This window comes from Microbispora sp. NPDC049633, assembly GCF_040675265.1.
In the GTDB taxonomy this organism is placed as follows: domain Bacteria; phylum Actinomycetota; class Actinomycetes; order Streptosporangiales; family Streptosporangiaceae; genus Microbispora; species Microbispora maris.
On record NZ_JBFAOO010000005.1, the window covers coordinates 70,283 to 85,426 of the forward strand.

Sequence of the window (15,144 nt, forward strand, 5' to 3'; positions counted from 1 at the left end):
CGGCCTCCGCCGCCGGACCCCTTCTCGAAAGGCTCCGCACATGGCACCACCCGGCGCGGGTACCGCCCGCCCGCGCGGGAGGGGCGGCTACTGGCTCTATCTGGTTCCGAGCCTGGTGCTGTTCCTCGCGATCATCGTCGTCCCGTTCCTGATGAACCTCGCGACGAGCTTCACCCGCTGGTCCGGCGTCGGCACCCCCAGATGGATCGGGCTCGACAACTACACCAAGCTGTTGCGGGACGAGCGCTTCTGGGCCTCCTTCCAGCACAACGTCGCGCTGATCGTCGCGATGGCCGTGGTGCCCACGATCATCGGCCTGGTGCTCGCCGCCGCGCTGTTCGACTACATCGCCAAGCGGTTCGGCGGGCGTACGGCCTCGGCCCTGCGCGCGGCGTTCTACCTGCCGCAGGTGCTGCCCGTCGCGGTGGCCGGCGTGGTCTGGGGCTGGATGCTCCACCCGTCGTACGGCGCGGTCAACCAGATCTTCGGGCTGAAGGTCAACTGGCTGGGCGACCCCGATTTCGCGCTGGCGACGGTCATGGCGATCATGGTGTGGTTCCAGCTCGGATATCCGGTCGTCATCTTCATGGCCGGGCTCCAGCGGGTCGACCCCTCGCTGTACGAGGCGGCCGAGATCGACGGCGCCTCGTGGTGGCGCAGGTTCTGGCACATCACGATCCCGCAGATCCGGCCGGAGATCTTCGTGGTGCTGCTGACCTGCACGATCGCGGCGCTGAAGGTGTTCGGGCCGATCTTCGTGCTGACCAGGGGAGGGCCCGGCTCCGCGACCATGGTGCCGTCGTACTTCTCCTATCTGAACTTCTTCCAGAAGGTCAACGTCGGGTACGGCTCGGCGATCGCGACCGTGCTCGCCCTGATCATCGTCGTGGTGACCTTCCTCTTCCTGCGGGTCCAGGAGCGTGACCAGGAGAGTGAGTCGTGACCCCCGATCGCACCATCCGCCAGCCGGGACGATGGGCCGTGCTCGCGGCGCTGGTCGTGCTCGCGGTCGTGATGCTGTTCCCGTTCGTCATCGTCACGCTCAACGCGGTGAAGTCCCCGGCCGAATACTCCTCGGGCGGCCCGCTGAGCCTGCCCCACGGGCTCTACCTGGACGGCATCGTCGCCTTCTGGGACCGGGTCGACTTCGGCCTGAAGCTGTGGAACAGCCTCCTGATCAGCGGCGTCGTCGCGGTCGCCGCCGTGGTGCTGTCGGTGCTCAACGCGTACGCGCTGGGGATCGGCAAGGTGCGCGGCCGGCTGTGGATTCTGGTGGTCTTCCTGGTCGCCAACACGCTGCCGCAGGAGGCGCTGGTCTACCCGCTCTACTTCCTGGCGAAGAAGGCGGGGCTGTACGACTCGAAGCTCGCCGTCATCCTGATCTTCACGGTGATCCAGGCGGCCTTCGGGACCTACCTGCTCTCGTCGGTGCTCGGGCAGTTCCCCCGCGCAATCCTGGAGGCGGCCGAGATCGACGGCGCGAGCAGGTGGCGGATGCTGTGGCGCATCGTCGTGCCCATCAGCCGTCCGACCCTCTCGGTGCTGCTCATCTTCTTCTTCATCTGGACGTGGAACGAGTTCTTCCTGCCGTTGGTGTTCCTCATCGACAACGACAACCAGACCGTGCCGGTCGCCCTGGCCAGCCTGCAGGGCGAGAAGATGATGGACGCCACCACGACCAGCGCGTCGGCGCTGCTCGGCATCGTCCCGGCCGTGGCCTTCTTCCTGATCTTCCAGCGCACGCTGACCCGTGGCGTCACGGTCGGCGCCATCAAGTAACACCCCCCAAGTAACGCGTCACTACCTGACCTGGAGGCGCAATGTCCCATCGCCGTTCGGCGATGCTGTCCGCGTCGGCCGCCCTGGCTCTGGCACTGAGCCTGGGCGCCGGCCCCGCGAGGGCGGCCGACGACTATCCGTTCCGGAACCCGTCGCTGCCGCTCGCCCAGCGCGTCGACGATCTGCTCGGCCGGCTCACGCCGGACGAGAAGGTCGCGATGCTGCACCAGTACGCCCCCGCGATCGACCGTCTGGGCATCAAGATGTTCAAGACGGGCACCGAGGCGCTGCACGGCGTCGCCTGGTCGACGGACTACGCCAACAACGGCGCCGTGGTCACCGCCAAGGGCACCGTCTTCCCCCAGGCGGTCGGCCTGGCCAGCACCTGGGACCCCGCCCTGATCAAGCGGGTCGGCTCCGCCGTCGGCGACGAGGCCCGCGGCTACCACGCCGAGAACCCCACCGTGTGGGGGCTCAACCTCTGGGCGCCCGTGGTCAACCTGCTGCGCGACCCCCGCTGGGGACGCAACGAGGAGGGCTACTCCGAGGACCCGCTGCTGACCGGCGCCATCTCCACCGCGTACGGCTCGGGCCTGACGGGTGACGACCCCGACCACCTGAAGACGGCGCCCACGCTGAAGCACTACCTGGCCAACAACAACGAGGCCGGCCGCGACGTCACCTCCTCGGAACTGCCGCCGCGGGTGAAGCACGAGTACGACGAGGCGGCCTTCAAGCCGGCCATCGAGGCCGACGCGGCGACCGGCGTGATGGCGTCGTACAACCTCGTCAACGGCCGGCCGAACACGGTCAACCCCGATCTGGACGGCGTGGTCCGCTCCTGGACGGACCGGACGCTGTTCAACGTCTCCGACGCCTGGGCGCCGAACAACCTCGTACAGACCGAGAAGTACTACGCGACCCAGCCCGAGGCCGCCGCCGCGCTGATCAAGGCGGGCCTCGACAGCTTCACCGTGGACGACACCAACGGCGGCCCGACGGTCGCGTCCGTCAAGGAGGCGCTGTCGAAGGGCCTGCTCAGTCAGTCGGACGTGGACGACGCCGTCCGGCACCAGCTCAGCGTCCGGTTCCGGCTCGGCGAGTTCGACCCCGACGGCGGACCGTACGCGAAGATCACCAAGGACGTGGTCAACAGCCCGGCGAACCAGAAGCTGAACCGCGAGACCGCGGCCAAGGCCATGGTGCTGCTGAAGAACTCCGGCGGCGCGCTGCCGCTGAAGCCCGGCAAGAAGGTCGCCGTGGTCGGCCCGCTGGCCGACGTGCTCTACACCGACTGGTACTCGGGCGGCCTGCCGTACAAGGTGACCCCGCTTGACGGGATCAAGGCGCGGGCGGCGTCGGTGACCTCCTCCGAGGGCGTCGACCGCATCGCGCTGAAGGACGTCGCCACCGGCAGGTACATCAGCGCCCCCGCGGCCGGCGGCGACCTGAAGGAGAGCGCGACCTCGGCCGGCGCCACCGAGCAGTTCGACGCGTTCGACTGGGGCCAGGGCGTGCTGACACTGCGCAGCGTCGCCAACGGCAAGTACGTCAGCCGGGCCAACTGGTCCACGCTGGCCAACACCGCCGACCAGCCGTCCGGCTGGTTCGTGCAGGAGCAGTTCAAGCTGGAGCGGCAGGCCGACGGCACGTACCTGCTGCGGTACGCCGGCTACGAGACGACCGAGAGCTGGTTCGGCTCGGACCCCTACGTCAAGGCGGCGGCCGACGGCACCCTGAGCCTGACCTCCGCCGACCAGGCCACGCACTACGCCAAGGAGGTCGTCTCCAGCGGAGCCGAGGACGCCGTCGCCAAGGCCAAGGCCGCCGACGTGGCGGTCGTGGTGGTCGGCAGCATGCCGTTCATCAACGGCCGCGAGGCCCACGACCGCACCGACATGAACCTCGCCGAGGGCCAGGAGGCGCTGGTCAAGGCCGTGAAGGCGGCCAACCCGAACACGGTGGTGGTGCTGGAGAACAGCTACCCGACGACGATCAACTGGGCGCAGGACAACGTCCCGGCCATCCTGTGGACCTCCCACGCGGGCGCCGAGACCGGGCACGCCCTCGCCGACGTGCTGTACGGCGACGTCAACCCGGCCGGCCGGCTCACCCAGACGTGGTACCGCTCCGCGGACGAGCTGCCGGGCATCCTCGACTACGACATCGTCAAGAAGGACCGGACGTACCTGTACTACCAGGGCAGGCCGCTCTACCCGTTCGGCTACGGCCTGTCGTACACGTCGTTCGCCTACCAGGGCCTCAAGGCGGTGCGGAAGGGCGACGCGTACGAGGTCTCGGTGAAGGTGACCAACACCGGCTCCCGGGCCGGCGACGAGGTCGTGCAGCTCTACACGCACCAGCACCGCTCGCGGGTGAAGCAGCCGGTCAAGCAGCTTCGCGCGTTCCAGCGGGTGACGCTGGCGCCGGGTCAGACCAGGACGGTCGCCTTCAGCGTCGCAAAGAGCGACCTCGCGCTGTGGGACGTCACGCGGAACAAGTGGGCCGTCGAGAACGCCACCCACGACGTGCTCGTGGGGTCGTCCTCGGCGAACATCCGGCAGCGGGCGACGATCAACGTGCAGGGCGAGAACATCCCCCACCGCGATCTGTCGAAGACCACCCGGGCGGTCGACTTCGACGACTACTCGGGCATCCACCTGGTCGACGAGACAAAGGAGCACGGCGACGCCGTGGCGGGCGCGAGCGGCGGCTGGATCGCGTTCAAGGACGTCCAGCTCCGCAACTCCAGGAAGGTCACGGCCGGGGTCGCCTCGGCGGGCGGCGGGACGATCGAGGTGCGCCTCGGCTCGCCGACCGGCGCCAAGGTGGCCACGATCCCGGTCGCCGCGACCGGCGGGATCTACAACTGGGCCGGCGCGTCCGCGCCCGTGTCCGGCGCGAACGGCGTGAAGGACGTCTACCTCGTCTTCACCGGCGATCTCCGGATCAGGGACCTCACCCTGAGCTGAGGCCCCCTGAGGACGGCGGACGCCCCGCGTGCCAGCGCGCGGGGCGTTCCCCGTCACCGGGCCGGTCAGCCCGCCAGCACGTCCGTCGCCTTGTGGTCGTCGTCCACGCCCTCGATCAGCACGGCGTCGCCGGAGGAGTTGCGGGTGCGCAGCGGAAGGATCTCCTGGTAGGCGGGCGACCGGTACCACGCCCTCGCCCTGCCGAGGTCGGGGAACTCGATGACGATGAGGGTCTGCGTCCAGGTGCCTTCCAGCAGCTCGGGCTCGCCGCCGTGGATGATAAAACGGCCGCCGAACGGCTCCAGCGTGGCGTCGATGCGCCGCAGGTACTCCACGATGTCCTCGCCCAGGTTGACGTCGCGGAGCTGGGCGACGGCGTAGGCAGTCATGGTTCCTCCAGTGATCGCGTGTGGCCGGATGCGGGGCGCCGGTGGGGCGCGTCCTCCCGAGGTCTCGAGCATCCCGCGAACGGGTCACGAAGACGATGACCTGTGAGGTAACCGGTGTCCCGTGCCGGTGAGCCAGGGGTGACGTGGACGAGCCGGCACATGCCGGTGAACCCGGTGAACCCGGTGAACCCGGTGAACTCGGTGAACACGGTGAACTGGGTGAACTGGGTGAGCTCGGCGAAGAGCCGGACCCGGCGGCCGGACAGGCCGGCGATGTGGGACCGCCATGAGGTCGCGACGCCGGGTTTCGGCGGGCGATCAATCACACTTTCGCTATTCTCCCCCATATGGCCGAATCGCTGAGGGGGACGCTGGCCTCGCGATACCACCTCCTGCGCCCGCTGGGCTCCGGCGGCATGGGAACGGTGTGGCTGGCGAGGGACTCCGTGCTCGACCGCGAGGTGGCGATCAAGGAGCTTCGCCTCCCGGACGGCCTCGGCGAGCGCGAGCGGGCCGAGCTGATCGCCAGGGTCATGCGCGAGGCCGAGGTCACCGCGCGCGTCCGGCATCCCGGGATCGTCGCCCTCCACGACGTGCTCCTCCAGGACGGCAGGCCGTGGATCGTCATGGAACTGCTCCACGGCCACGACCTCGCCCGGCAGATCGCGGCGTACGGGCCGCTGCCGTACCGGCAGGTGGCGGACCTCGGCGCCCGCCTGCTCGACGCGTTGTCGGCCACGCACGCCGGGGGCGTGCAGCACCGCGACGTCAAGCCGGGCAACGTCTTCCTCTGCGCCGACGGCCGGGTGCTGCTCACGGATTTCGGCATCGCCCGCCAGGCCGGGCAGGCGTCGATCACCGAGGCAGGTCTGCTGGTCGGCTCGCCCGGGTTCATCGCGCCGGAACGGCTCGCGGGCGAGCCCGGCGGCCCGGCCGCCGACCTGTGGTCGCTCGCCGCCACCCTCTACACGGCCGTCGAAGGCGTCGCCCCGTACCAGGGCCCGCGTGCCGAGGTCATCCGGGCGACCCTCACTCAGGCCGCCCGTCCGCCGGTGCTCGCGGGGCCGCTCGGCCCGGTGCTGGCGTGGATGATGGCGCGCGACCCGGCCGGCCGGCCGGACGCGGCGACCGCGCTCACACTGCTGCGCCAGGTCGCCGCCGGTGGCACGCCGTCCGTGGACCACGGGCCGGGCATCCGGGTCGAGCCCCCGCCGCGCCGCCGACGGGCGTGGTGGTGGATCGGCGCCGCGGCCGCCGTCGTGGTGGCCGCCGCGATTCCCCTGACGGTGCGGTCGCTGCGGAGCGAGCCGCCGGCCGATTCCGCCCGCCGGGTCTCACCCGCCTTCGAGCGTGCCGTGGACCTGTGCCGGTCGCTGTCGGCCGACCAGGTGCGGCGCATCCTGGGCGCCCCGGCGCAGGCGCGGCCGGGGGAGGCGAGCTGCCAGTGGGCCGTCACGGGCGCCGGCATCGCGCTGAGCGCGGAGACCGACTCCGACACCCCCGAGCCGTGGGCGCTCGACACGGCCTCCGCGCACACGCTGCTGGAGGGACTGCGCAGGCAGTACGCGTCGGGCCCGCGCGACCGCGACTGGATCTGGTACGAGATCGGCCTCGACCGCAGGAGCCAGGCCATCGAGTCGGCCGCCAGGGACGTGCCGGAGGCGGCCGACGAGGCGTTCGCGGTGGACCTCACCACGCCGGAGGGCAAGGCGCAGGCCACGGTCGTGTACTTCAGGCTCGGCGACCTCGTGGCCCGGCTCCAGTACGCCGACCTCGACGCGAAGTCGCCCGCCGACCTGCGCGACCGGGCGGTCGCGGCGGCGGCGTCGGCGGCCGAGGGCCTGAGGGGGCTGGCCTAGCCGTGGATCTGCTCGCCGGACGGTACCGGCTCGCCGAACCGCTGGGTGAGGGCGGCGGCGGCACGGTCTGGCGCGCCCACGACGAGCTGCTGCGCCGGGAGGTGGCGATCAAGCAGGTGCGCGTCCCGCCCGGTCTGGACGACCGGGAGCGCGCCGGCTTCCTCGGGAGAGCCGTCGAGGAGGCCCGGGCGGCCGGGCGGCTCACCCACCCGGCCATCGTGACGGTCCACGACGTCGTCGGGCACGCCGGGCAACCGTGGATCGTCATGGACCTGGTGCCCGGCCGCTCCCTGGACAAGATCATCCGTGCGGACGGGCCGCTTCCCTCCGAGCGGGTGGCCGAGATCGGCCTGGCCGTGCTCGACGCGCTGGAGGCGGCCCACTCCCGGGGCATCCTGCACCGCGACGTGAAGCCGGCCAACGTCCTCATCGGGCCCGACGGCCGCGCCCTGCTCACCGACTTCGGGATCGCCGCGCCCGTGGGCGGTGCCGGCGGCTCCTGGCAGAGCTCGGCGGGGTCGCCCAACTACATGGCCCCGGAACGGTTCCGGGACGAGCCCGACGGCCCGCCCTCCGACCTGTGGTCGCTGGGCGCCACGCTCTACACCGCCGTCGAGGGGGAGCCGCCCTTTCACCGGAACATGGCCGCCGCGCTCGTCGCCGCCGTCCTGCTCCACGAGCCCCGGCCGATGACGCGGGCCTCGCGGGTGCTCGCGTGGATCGTGCTCGCGCTGCTCGACAAGGACCCGGCGCGGCGTCCGCCGCCCGACGTCGTACGGCAGGCCTTGCGGGCCGCCGCCGCGCCGCCGGTGCCCGCGCCTCGGCCCGCGCAGAGATGGCGGCTCGCCGCCGGGGCGGCCCTGGTGATCGTCGCCGGCCTGGCGGCGGGTCTGGGCGCCTGGCTGCTGGTGGACGGGGGACGGGACGGCTCCGCGCGGTTCACCGCGGTCCCGGACGCCTGCCGCAGCCTGACCGCGGCCCAGATCCGCGACCTCATCGGCGCCACGCCGCGCGGGGAGCCCGCCGCCCAGGGGCGGTGCGAGTGGAAGGAGCACGCCACGGGCCGCGGAGGGGCGATCACGGTGACCTACCGGCTGCCCGACGGCGGGGAGGGCGAAGCGGCGGCCTCCCGCGACCTCGCGGCGGAACGGGCCGCCCGGGGCGCCGCGGCGCGCGACCGGCCCGGCATCGCCGACGAGGCATTCACCTGTGACTCCTCCGACCCCGCCACCGGTGCCACCGGGGCCACGGTCTGGTTCCGCCTCAGCAATCTCATCGTCGAGGTCGCCTATCGGCGTGCCGGTGACCCCTCGGTCACCCCGGCCGACCGGCGCACCGTCGAGCGCGCCGCCGAACTCGTCGGCATCGGGCTCGGGTGACCTCCCGACCGTAGGAGACGATATGACCAGCGGTGACGACGCATCCGTCGAGCCCGGCGGGCCCCCTCCCCAGGACCACCCCCGGCAGGGCGTGCCGCCGTACCCGCCCCCGTACGGCCCGCCACCCGGTGCTCAACCCGGTGCCCAGCCCGGCGTCCCGTATGGTCAGCCGCAGCCGGGTGTGCAGCCTGGTGCTTCGTATGGTCAGCCGCAGCCGGGTGTGCAGCCTGGTGCTCCGTATGGTCCGTCGCAGGGTGCCCATCCTGGCGCCCCGTATGGTCAGCCGCAGCCGGGTGCGCAGCCTGGTACTCCGTATGGTCCGCCGCAGGGTGCGCAGCCTGGTACTCCGTATGGTCCGCCGCAGGGTGCCCATCCTGGTGCGCCCTACGGTCAGCAGTCTCAGCCCGGCGCGTATCCGGGTGCCGTGCCCGATCAGCCCGCCCCGCAGCCCGACTTAGGCGGGCACCCCGGAGCCCAGGCCGGTCCGCAGTCGCCGCCCGGACCGTACCCCGGTCCTCAGCCCGGACAGCAGCCCGGTCCGTACCCGGGACAGCAGCCCGGTCCGTACCCGGGACAGCAGCCCGGACAGCAGCCCGGTCCGTACCCGGGACAGCAGCCCGGACAGCAGCCCGGTCCGTACCCGGGACAGCAGCCCGGCGGGTACCCGGGCACGCCGGGCGGTCAGGCCTGGCCGCAGGCGGGGCCTCCCGGCGGGCCGCAGCCCCAGTCGAACCCCTATCCCTATCCGCCGCCCGGCGGGCAGGCCGCTCCGCCGTCCACTCCGCCATCTGTTCCGCCATCACGACCGCAGGCGCAGCCCGGTCAGTACTCCGGCCCCTACTCGAGCCCGTACCCGGGCCACAGTGGTCAGGGCGCGCAGCAGGGGCAGGGCTGGCAGGCGGCGACGCCGCCCCCGCCCGAGCTGTGGCAGATGCCGACCCAGCCGTCCGCCCCGGCGCGGCGGGGATGGGTGCTGCCGGTGGTGGCGGTCGTCACCGTACTGGTGGTGGCCGGGGGGACCTTCGCGTTCATGTCGGTACGCCAGACGGGGACGACGCCCCGCGCGGCGGGTTCGCCGGTGCCGTCACAGGCCGCGAAGTCGGCGTCGGCCGCGCCGGTGGCGGCGACCGCCGACGTGTGCTCGATGCTCGACCCTGACGAGGCCGAGCGTCTCGTGCCGCGGGCCGACGTCGACTCCTCGACCAGCGACAACCGCGACAGCACTCTCGTGAGCTACGTCAGGTGGCAGTGCCGCTGGGCGAACCGGAACATCTCGTACAAGGATGTCACCCGCAGCCGCGAGATCACGGTCAACGTGTCCAAGTACGAGGCGCTCGGCACGACCACGGCCGTGGACGCGGCGAAGATCCAATACAAGGGCGAGCTCAGCCAGTACAAGTACGGCGCGACCCACTCGGACGAGGAGCGCTATTACTCGGCGGTTCAGGAGTACCAGGGCGTCGGGGACCAGGCGGCCGCGCAGTACCACTGGACGCGGGAGGACGACAAGTACTGGTACTCCTTCGGCCAGGGGGTCGGCCGGGTCGGCGACGTGGTCTTCCAGGTGAAGTACGAGGCGAGCCAGAAGAAGAAGGAGGCGGACCTCTTCTCCAACGAGACCACCCAGTCGATCACGGAGGAGAACGCCCTGCGCGAGGTGAAGGGCCTGCTCGGGCAGCTCGCGAAGTCGGTGACCGCCTGGCAGGCCGGCAAACCGCTGCCGTACCACGCGCGCCCGAAGCCGAGCCCGTCGTCGTCGCCCTCGCCCACCCGGATCCCGCTGCCGAAGGCCTGCGTGAGCCTCGAGTCGCTGGCCGCCACCCTGGTGCCGCAGACCGAGGGCGCGGCGGTGCGGGGCAAGGAGGGCAACTCGACCGTCACCCAGTGCCAGTGGTGGAACGACAAGCTGCCGCTCGGCGGCGGCAAGGTCCGCTGGCGGAACCTCCGGGTCGCCGTCCACAGCTTCTGGGACGCCGAGTCCGCTCGTTACTACCTCATCGACCAGCGCTCGAAGACCAAGTTCACGGCGAGCAGCGAGATCGGCGGCATCCGGTGGGGCAAGGTCGAGAAGCTGACCGGTTTCGGGCAGGAGGCGTTCGGCCAGGCGATCCGGCAGCGCACCGACACGGCCCAGGGCAACCGGTACGAGATCTACGCGCTGGACGGCAAGAACGTCATCTGGGTGCTGCTGTCCGGCAGCGACCGGCCGGAGAACACGCCGATCAACGCGTCCGATTCCGTGCTCATGGACCCGAAGGAGGCCGAGGCCGGGGCCAAGTCCGTGGCCAAAGCCCTGCTCGGCGCCCTGTGAGACGGTGTTCGCCCAGGATTGGGCGGGTACTTCCCCCCTCGACCGCGAGTCGACGGGGGGAAACCATGGCTACGTGTGAAGTCTGCGGCAACGACTACGACATGGCCTTCGAGGTGCACAGCCAGGGCGCGGTGCACGTCTTCGACAGCTTCGAGTGCGCCATCACCCGGATGGCACCCGTGTGCGAGCACTGCGGGTGCCGGATCGTGGGCCACGGCGCCGAGTACGACGGCCGCTGGTTCTGCTGCGCGCACTGCGCGCGCGAGGAGGGCGCGACCAGGATCACCGACAGGGAGGTCACGACCGCCGGCATGCGGTAGCCGTACCAGCGGCGGTCAGGACTCGAAGGCGACGAGGCGGATGATGAGGTAGTGCTCGCCTTCGGGCTTGGGCGGCAGCGTGGTGCCCGGCACCGCCTCGAACACCTCCGGGTGTTCGTCCCGGGTCACCACGCCGAACAGGTCGTCCGGCATGGCCACGCCCCGAGCGAGCGCCTGCCTCGCCGCGGCGTAGAAGCTGCCGCCCGCCTCCAGGTCCGCGGCGACCGCCTCCGCCGCCGACCGGCTGGGCACCTTGATGCGGGCCACCCGCGCCCGCTCGGGGCGTGCCGTGCGGGCGCGCAGATAATCCTCGATCTCCCAAATGAGCAGCTCGCCGAGATAATGCGGGACGTCCTTCTCCATGGCATCCATACTGATGCGTCCCGTTTGATGCAGACTTGCACTCCGTTTGCCCTGCCGGGCGCTCCCTCGCCACCGCCGGCCGCGTCATCGGCCGCGTCGTCGATTCGTGGGCGTCATCCCGCCGAGGTGACGTGCAGGGCGACGGGCCGCAGGACCAGGCCGTCCGTCCATGCCACCGACTCGGGTGCGGTGGTCAGGCGGAGGGCGGGCCGCCGGATGACCAGGGCTCTGATCGCCTCGGTGAGCTCGACCCTGGCCAGACTGGCGGCCAGGCAGCGGTGCGGGCCGTAACCGAACGCCACATGCGGGTTGGGGGGATGGTCGGTGAAACGGTGGATGTCGAACCGGCCGGGCTCGGGAAACGCCTGCGGGTCGTGGTTGGCCGCGTTCAGGTTCGGCATGACGACCGTCCCCGCGCTCAGTGAGCCGCCGGGCAGTTCGGTGTCCTCCGTGATGCGACGCATGAACGCGCTGGCGGGCGGGCCGTCGAAGCGCAGGATCTCCTCGACGGCGGTGGCCGTCAGGGCGGGATCCGCGACCAGCTCGTCCCACTGGCCGCGGTGGAGGAGCAGCCGGAACACACCACGGGCGATCATCGAGGCGGTCGTCTCGTAACCGGCCGTGATCAGGGAGAAGACGGTGTTGACGAGCTCGCCCTCCGACAGCCGGTCATCGGCGTCCCTGGCCCGGATGAGCAGATCGATGAGGTCCTCGCCGGGTGAGAGGCGATGCTGGGCGACCAGTTCGGCGGCGTAGGCCATGAAGTCGGTGTAGCTCTCGTAACGCGCCTGCTCGGTGGCCGTGGAGGTGGTCAGGAACATGTCCGTCCACCGGACGAACTGCTCGTAGTGGTCCATCGGCACGCCGAGCATCGCGCAGATGACATTGGCCGGCAGCCGCAGCGCGTATCCCTGGACCACGTCGAAGTCGTCGCCGAGGCCGTCGAGGAGGTCCTGGGCGATCCGCGCGATGCGGGGGCGCCACGGTTCGATCTGGCGCGGGGTGAAGGTGCCCTGCATGATCCGGCGGTAGCGCGTGTGCTCCGGCGGATCCTGGTTGATGAGCGCGTCCGGGTCGTCGTCGATGCCGACGCCGCTCACGAACCGCGGCAACCCGGGAAGGCGCAGATTGCGGCTGGAGGTGGGCGAGGCCAGCAGGGCGCGGACGTCGTCGTACCGGACGGCCATCGGCACGCGGTCGCCACTGGGCATGGTCGCCGGCTCCAACGGCCCCGACTGCCGTCTGCGGGCGAACTCCGGTGGCGGAGTGGCGAGCGGTCCCGGCGCGATGTCCGGCCCAGAACCTTGCCCGTCGTCCGGCGGGGTCCCGTTCGAATCCGGCTCGGTGGTCACTGCAACCCCTTCCGGTTCGGGGCGCCCGGAGGACGGCCTAGCCGGAACGTACGAAATGCCGCACAACCCGTCAACAGGCGAAGCTCGGACCCACGGGTGCGCCCGATCGCCGCTGCCGCCCGGATCAGCGGCGTCAGACCCTAGTCAGGCCCGACGACCTCGGCCAGCTCATCGAGGATGCCGATGAACTCCTTGGTCCGGAGCTCGGCCGCGAAAACCCTTCCCGCGTGCTCGGGATGCTCCAGCAGGTGCTCCTCACGCCAGAAGTCGAACGTGATCACCAGCTCGTCCTCCCTCTTGCTGTTGCGGAAGAGGAAGGACCGCAGGTTGTCGGTGGTGGGTCCCCAGTGGAAGATCTCGTGGCGCCTGTGCTCCTCTTCGAAGTCCGCGCTCTGGCCGACCAGCCGGCGATGCGCGGCCACGGGAGACAGGCCGGAGAAGGGCGGATGGGGCGCGGGGCCGGAACGCAACCAGTTGGCGGTGCCCGTCACGGAGAGACGGAACTGCATGGCGAACGCCAGGTTGTCGTCACACGTCAACCACTGATCGGCGGCCCACAGATCCACCCGGCGCAGCAGGGGATTGACCCATTCGCCGATCTCCACACCGAACCGGTGCTTGTCACCCAGGAAGACAGCCACCCGAAGACTGTGGCACCGCTCCGAGCCGGATGGAAGGGGCGGGAGGGCGGCCCGTGACGTGCCCCTGGATTCGCATGGCACTCCACGATAGGCTTTAGTTAGTTCCCTAGCCAAACAAACGTCGGAGGAGCGAGTGCCACCAGGTTACCCGGGAGGCGCTGGGGCCGGTGGCCGGTGCCGAGCCGGACGCGGCACGGCCCACGCGTCCGTCCGTGCCGCGATCCTGGCCGCCGATGTCGTGTCAAATTGCTCGCAATTGCGGCATGATGAGCCCGAGTGGGAACGGGGCGGACATTGATCACATCGCACAACGGGCCACAGCCGGCCGACTTCACCGACGTACGCGCGACCAACCTCGCCGTCGTGCTGCGGTTCGTGCGGGAGAACGCGCCCTGCTCGCGTGCCGACATCGCCGCCTCCACCGGCCTCAACAAGGCCACCGTGTCCAGCCTGGTCGCCGATCTCATCGACCGGCGCCTGCTGCGCGAGACCGGCCTGACCGAGCACCGCGTCGGCCGGCCCGCCACCATGCTCGTCCTGGACGGATCGCCGTACGCCGCGATCGGCATCGAGGTCAACGTCGACTACATCACGGCGGTCGCGGTGGACCTCAAGGGCGAGGAGCTGCTGAACTGGCGGCGCTCCTTCCCCGGCGGAACCTCCAGCGCGGGCCAGGCGGTCGTCGCGATGGCCGCGCTCGCCCGGCGGGTCGTGAGCAGGATGACCAAGGAGGCCCGCCAGGTGCTCGGCCTGACCGTGGCCGTCCCCGGGCTGGTGGACCTCAACGGCACCGTACGGGTCGCGCCCAACCTGGGCTGGCGCGACGCGGACCTGGCCGGCGACCTCACCAAGGCACTGCGCGACCCGGGCTTTCCCGTGCTGGTCGACAACGACGCCAACCTCGCCGCCCTCGCCGAGCACCGGTTCGGGCCCCACCGCAACGCCGCCAACCTCGTCTACGTGACCGGCGAGGTGGGCGTGGGCGCGGGCATCGTCATGGACGGCAGGCTCAGGCGGGGCGGGCAGGGCTACAGCGGGGAGATCGGCCACATCGAGCTCGACTCCGCCGGGCCCACCTGCCGGTGCGGCCGGCGCGGTTGCCTGGAGGCCGTCGCCGGGATCGGCGCGATCCTCGCCCGCACGGCGCCCGAGGCCTCGCCGTCCGAGTTGGAACTCGAGATCGACGAGGTCGTGCGGCGCGCCCGCAACGGCGAGCGCGACATCCTCGCACTGCTGGAGAACGTGGGGCGCCACCTCGGCAGGGGAATGGCCGCGGTGGCCAACATGCTCAACCCCGAGGTCGTGATCCTCGGGGGTTACTACGTGCCGCTGGCGCCCTGGCTCGTCGCGTGCGCGGAGGAGGAGATGTACGGCAGGGTGCTCGCCCCCGGCGGGGGAGGCTGCCGGCTGGAGGTGTCGACGCTCGGGTACGGCGCCGCCGCGCTCGGGGCGGCCGCGCGGGTGCTCGACTCGGTCGACTCCGGCCGCCTGCCCCCGCAGCGCTGACCGCCGCCGTCCTCGTCCGCCGCCGGGACGCATCCGCCGACGGGGACAAATCCGCCGGCCGGACGCATCCGCCGGTCGGGGAGCGGTCACCGGCGCTGGAACCATGCGCCGGACGCGGGGTCCGGCGCGACGGCCGATGCCAATTCGGGATGCCCGCGAACCGGGCCGGGGAACGAGGCGTCGAACATCGGCAACGTCGACGAATGGGACATGATGAAGACTCGCCTGCTCTGCGCCGCCGCGCTCTCCAGCGTGCTCGCGGGCGCGGCGGCC

Annotated in this window: 14 protein-coding genes; 8 read left to right on the top strand and 6 right to left on the bottom strand. The window is 71.4% G+C overall.

Translation table 11 applies throughout. The features are described from left to right. The first annotated feature begins 40 nt into the window (after positions 1-40). The 3 genes from AB0J39_RS02925 to AB0J39_RS02935 are packed head-to-tail and all read left to right on the top strand — an operon-like array spanning position 41 to position 4,751. Positions 41-943: a sugar ABC transporter permease gene (locus tag AB0J39_RS02925; RefSeq protein WP_363461172.1), complete on the top strand. Its 903-nt coding sequence runs from the start codon at positions 41-43 to the stop codon at positions 941-943. Then, complete coding sequence (locus AB0J39_RS02930; protein ID WP_363461174.1) at positions 940-1,779, top strand: carbohydrate ABC transporter permease; 840 nt, start codon at positions 940-942, stop codon at positions 1,777-1,779. The genes AB0J39_RS02925 and AB0J39_RS02930 overlap by 4 nt, the downstream gene beginning before the upstream one ends. A 41-nt stretch (positions 1,780-1,820) precedes the next feature. Then, positions 1,821-4,751, top strand: a complete 2,931-nt coding sequence (locus tag AB0J39_RS02935) for a glycoside hydrolase family 3 C-terminal domain-containing protein (protein ID WP_363461176.1) — start codon at positions 1,821-1,823, stop codon at positions 4,749-4,751. A gap of 65 nt (positions 4,752-4,816) precedes the next feature. Here AB0J39_RS02935 and AB0J39_RS02940 read toward each other — a convergent pair whose 3' ends face one another. Then, the gene (locus tag AB0J39_RS02940; RefSeq protein WP_363461178.1) at positions 4,817-5,140 is read right to left on the bottom strand and encodes a DUF1330 domain-containing protein; all 324 of its coding nucleotides are present in this window, start codon (positions 5,138-5,140) and stop codon (positions 4,817-4,819) included. Next, positions 5,137-5,466, bottom strand: a complete 330-nt coding sequence (locus AB0J39_RS02945; protein ID WP_363461180.1) for a hypothetical protein — start codon at positions 5,464-5,466, stop codon at positions 5,137-5,139. The genes AB0J39_RS02940 and AB0J39_RS02945 overlap by 4 nt, the downstream gene beginning before the upstream one ends. A gap of 21 nt (positions 5,467-5,487) precedes the next feature. Here AB0J39_RS02945 and AB0J39_RS02950 point away from each other — a divergent pair, with 21 nt between their 5' ends. The 4 genes from AB0J39_RS02950 (at position 5,488) to AB0J39_RS02965 (ending at position 11,009) form a co-directional block, all read left to right on the top strand. Then, a complete protein-coding gene (locus AB0J39_RS02950) occupies positions 5,488-6,999 on the top strand; it encodes a serine/threonine-protein kinase (protein ID WP_363461182.1) in 1,512 nt (503 codons plus the stop codon). Between the two features lie 2 nt (positions 7,000-7,001). After that, positions 7,002-8,378, top strand: coding sequence for a serine/threonine-protein kinase (locus AB0J39_RS02955; protein ID WP_363461184.1), 1,377 nt, complete (start codon positions 7,002-7,004; stop codon positions 8,376-8,378). A gap of 931 nt (positions 8,379-9,309) precedes the next feature. Next, positions 9,310-10,689, top strand: coding sequence for a hypothetical protein (locus tag AB0J39_RS02960; RefSeq protein WP_363461186.1), 1,380 nt, complete (start codon positions 9,310-9,312; stop codon positions 10,687-10,689). A gap of 65 nt (positions 10,690-10,754) precedes the next feature. Next, complete coding sequence (locus AB0J39_RS02965) at positions 10,755-11,009, top strand: hypothetical protein (RefSeq protein ID WP_346225939.1); 255 nt, start codon at positions 10,755-10,757, stop codon at positions 11,007-11,009. A gap of 15 nt (positions 11,010-11,024) precedes the next feature. Here the strand turns inward: AB0J39_RS02965 and AB0J39_RS02970 are convergent, their stop codons facing one another. The 3 genes from AB0J39_RS02970 to AB0J39_RS02980 all read right to left on the bottom strand — a co-directional run bounded on the left by AB0J39_RS02970 (position 11,025) and on the right by AB0J39_RS02980 (position 13,365). Further along, on the bottom strand, positions 11,025-11,372 hold the full coding sequence (locus AB0J39_RS02970) for a hypothetical protein (RefSeq protein ID WP_363461188.1): 348 nt from the start codon (positions 11,370-11,372) through the stop codon (positions 11,025-11,027). A 113-nt stretch (positions 11,373-11,485) separates the two neighbouring features. Further along, positions 11,486-12,724: a cytochrome P450 gene (locus AB0J39_RS02975; RefSeq protein WP_363461190.1), complete on the bottom strand. Its 1,239-nt coding sequence runs from the start codon at positions 12,722-12,724 to the stop codon at positions 11,486-11,488. Positions 12,725-12,864: 140 nt separating this feature from the next. After that, entirely contained in the window at positions 12,865-13,365 is a 501-nt protein-coding gene (locus tag AB0J39_RS02980) for a hypothetical protein (protein WP_363461192.1), read from the bottom strand. Positions 13,366-13,659: 294 nt separating this feature from the next. On the opposite strand from AB0J39_RS02980, the gene AB0J39_RS02985 reads away from it, so the two are divergent. After that, positions 13,660-14,871, top strand: a complete 1,212-nt coding sequence (locus tag AB0J39_RS02985) for an ROK family transcriptional regulator (protein WP_363461194.1) — start codon at positions 13,660-13,662, stop codon at positions 14,869-14,871. An 86-nt stretch (positions 14,872-14,957) separates the two neighbouring features. On the opposite strand, the gene AB0J39_RS02990 is transcribed toward AB0J39_RS02985, so the two are convergent. After that, positions 14,958-15,144 (bottom strand): hypothetical protein (locus tag AB0J39_RS02990; protein ID WP_363461196.1); only part of this gene is annotated, 187 nt, incomplete at its 5' end.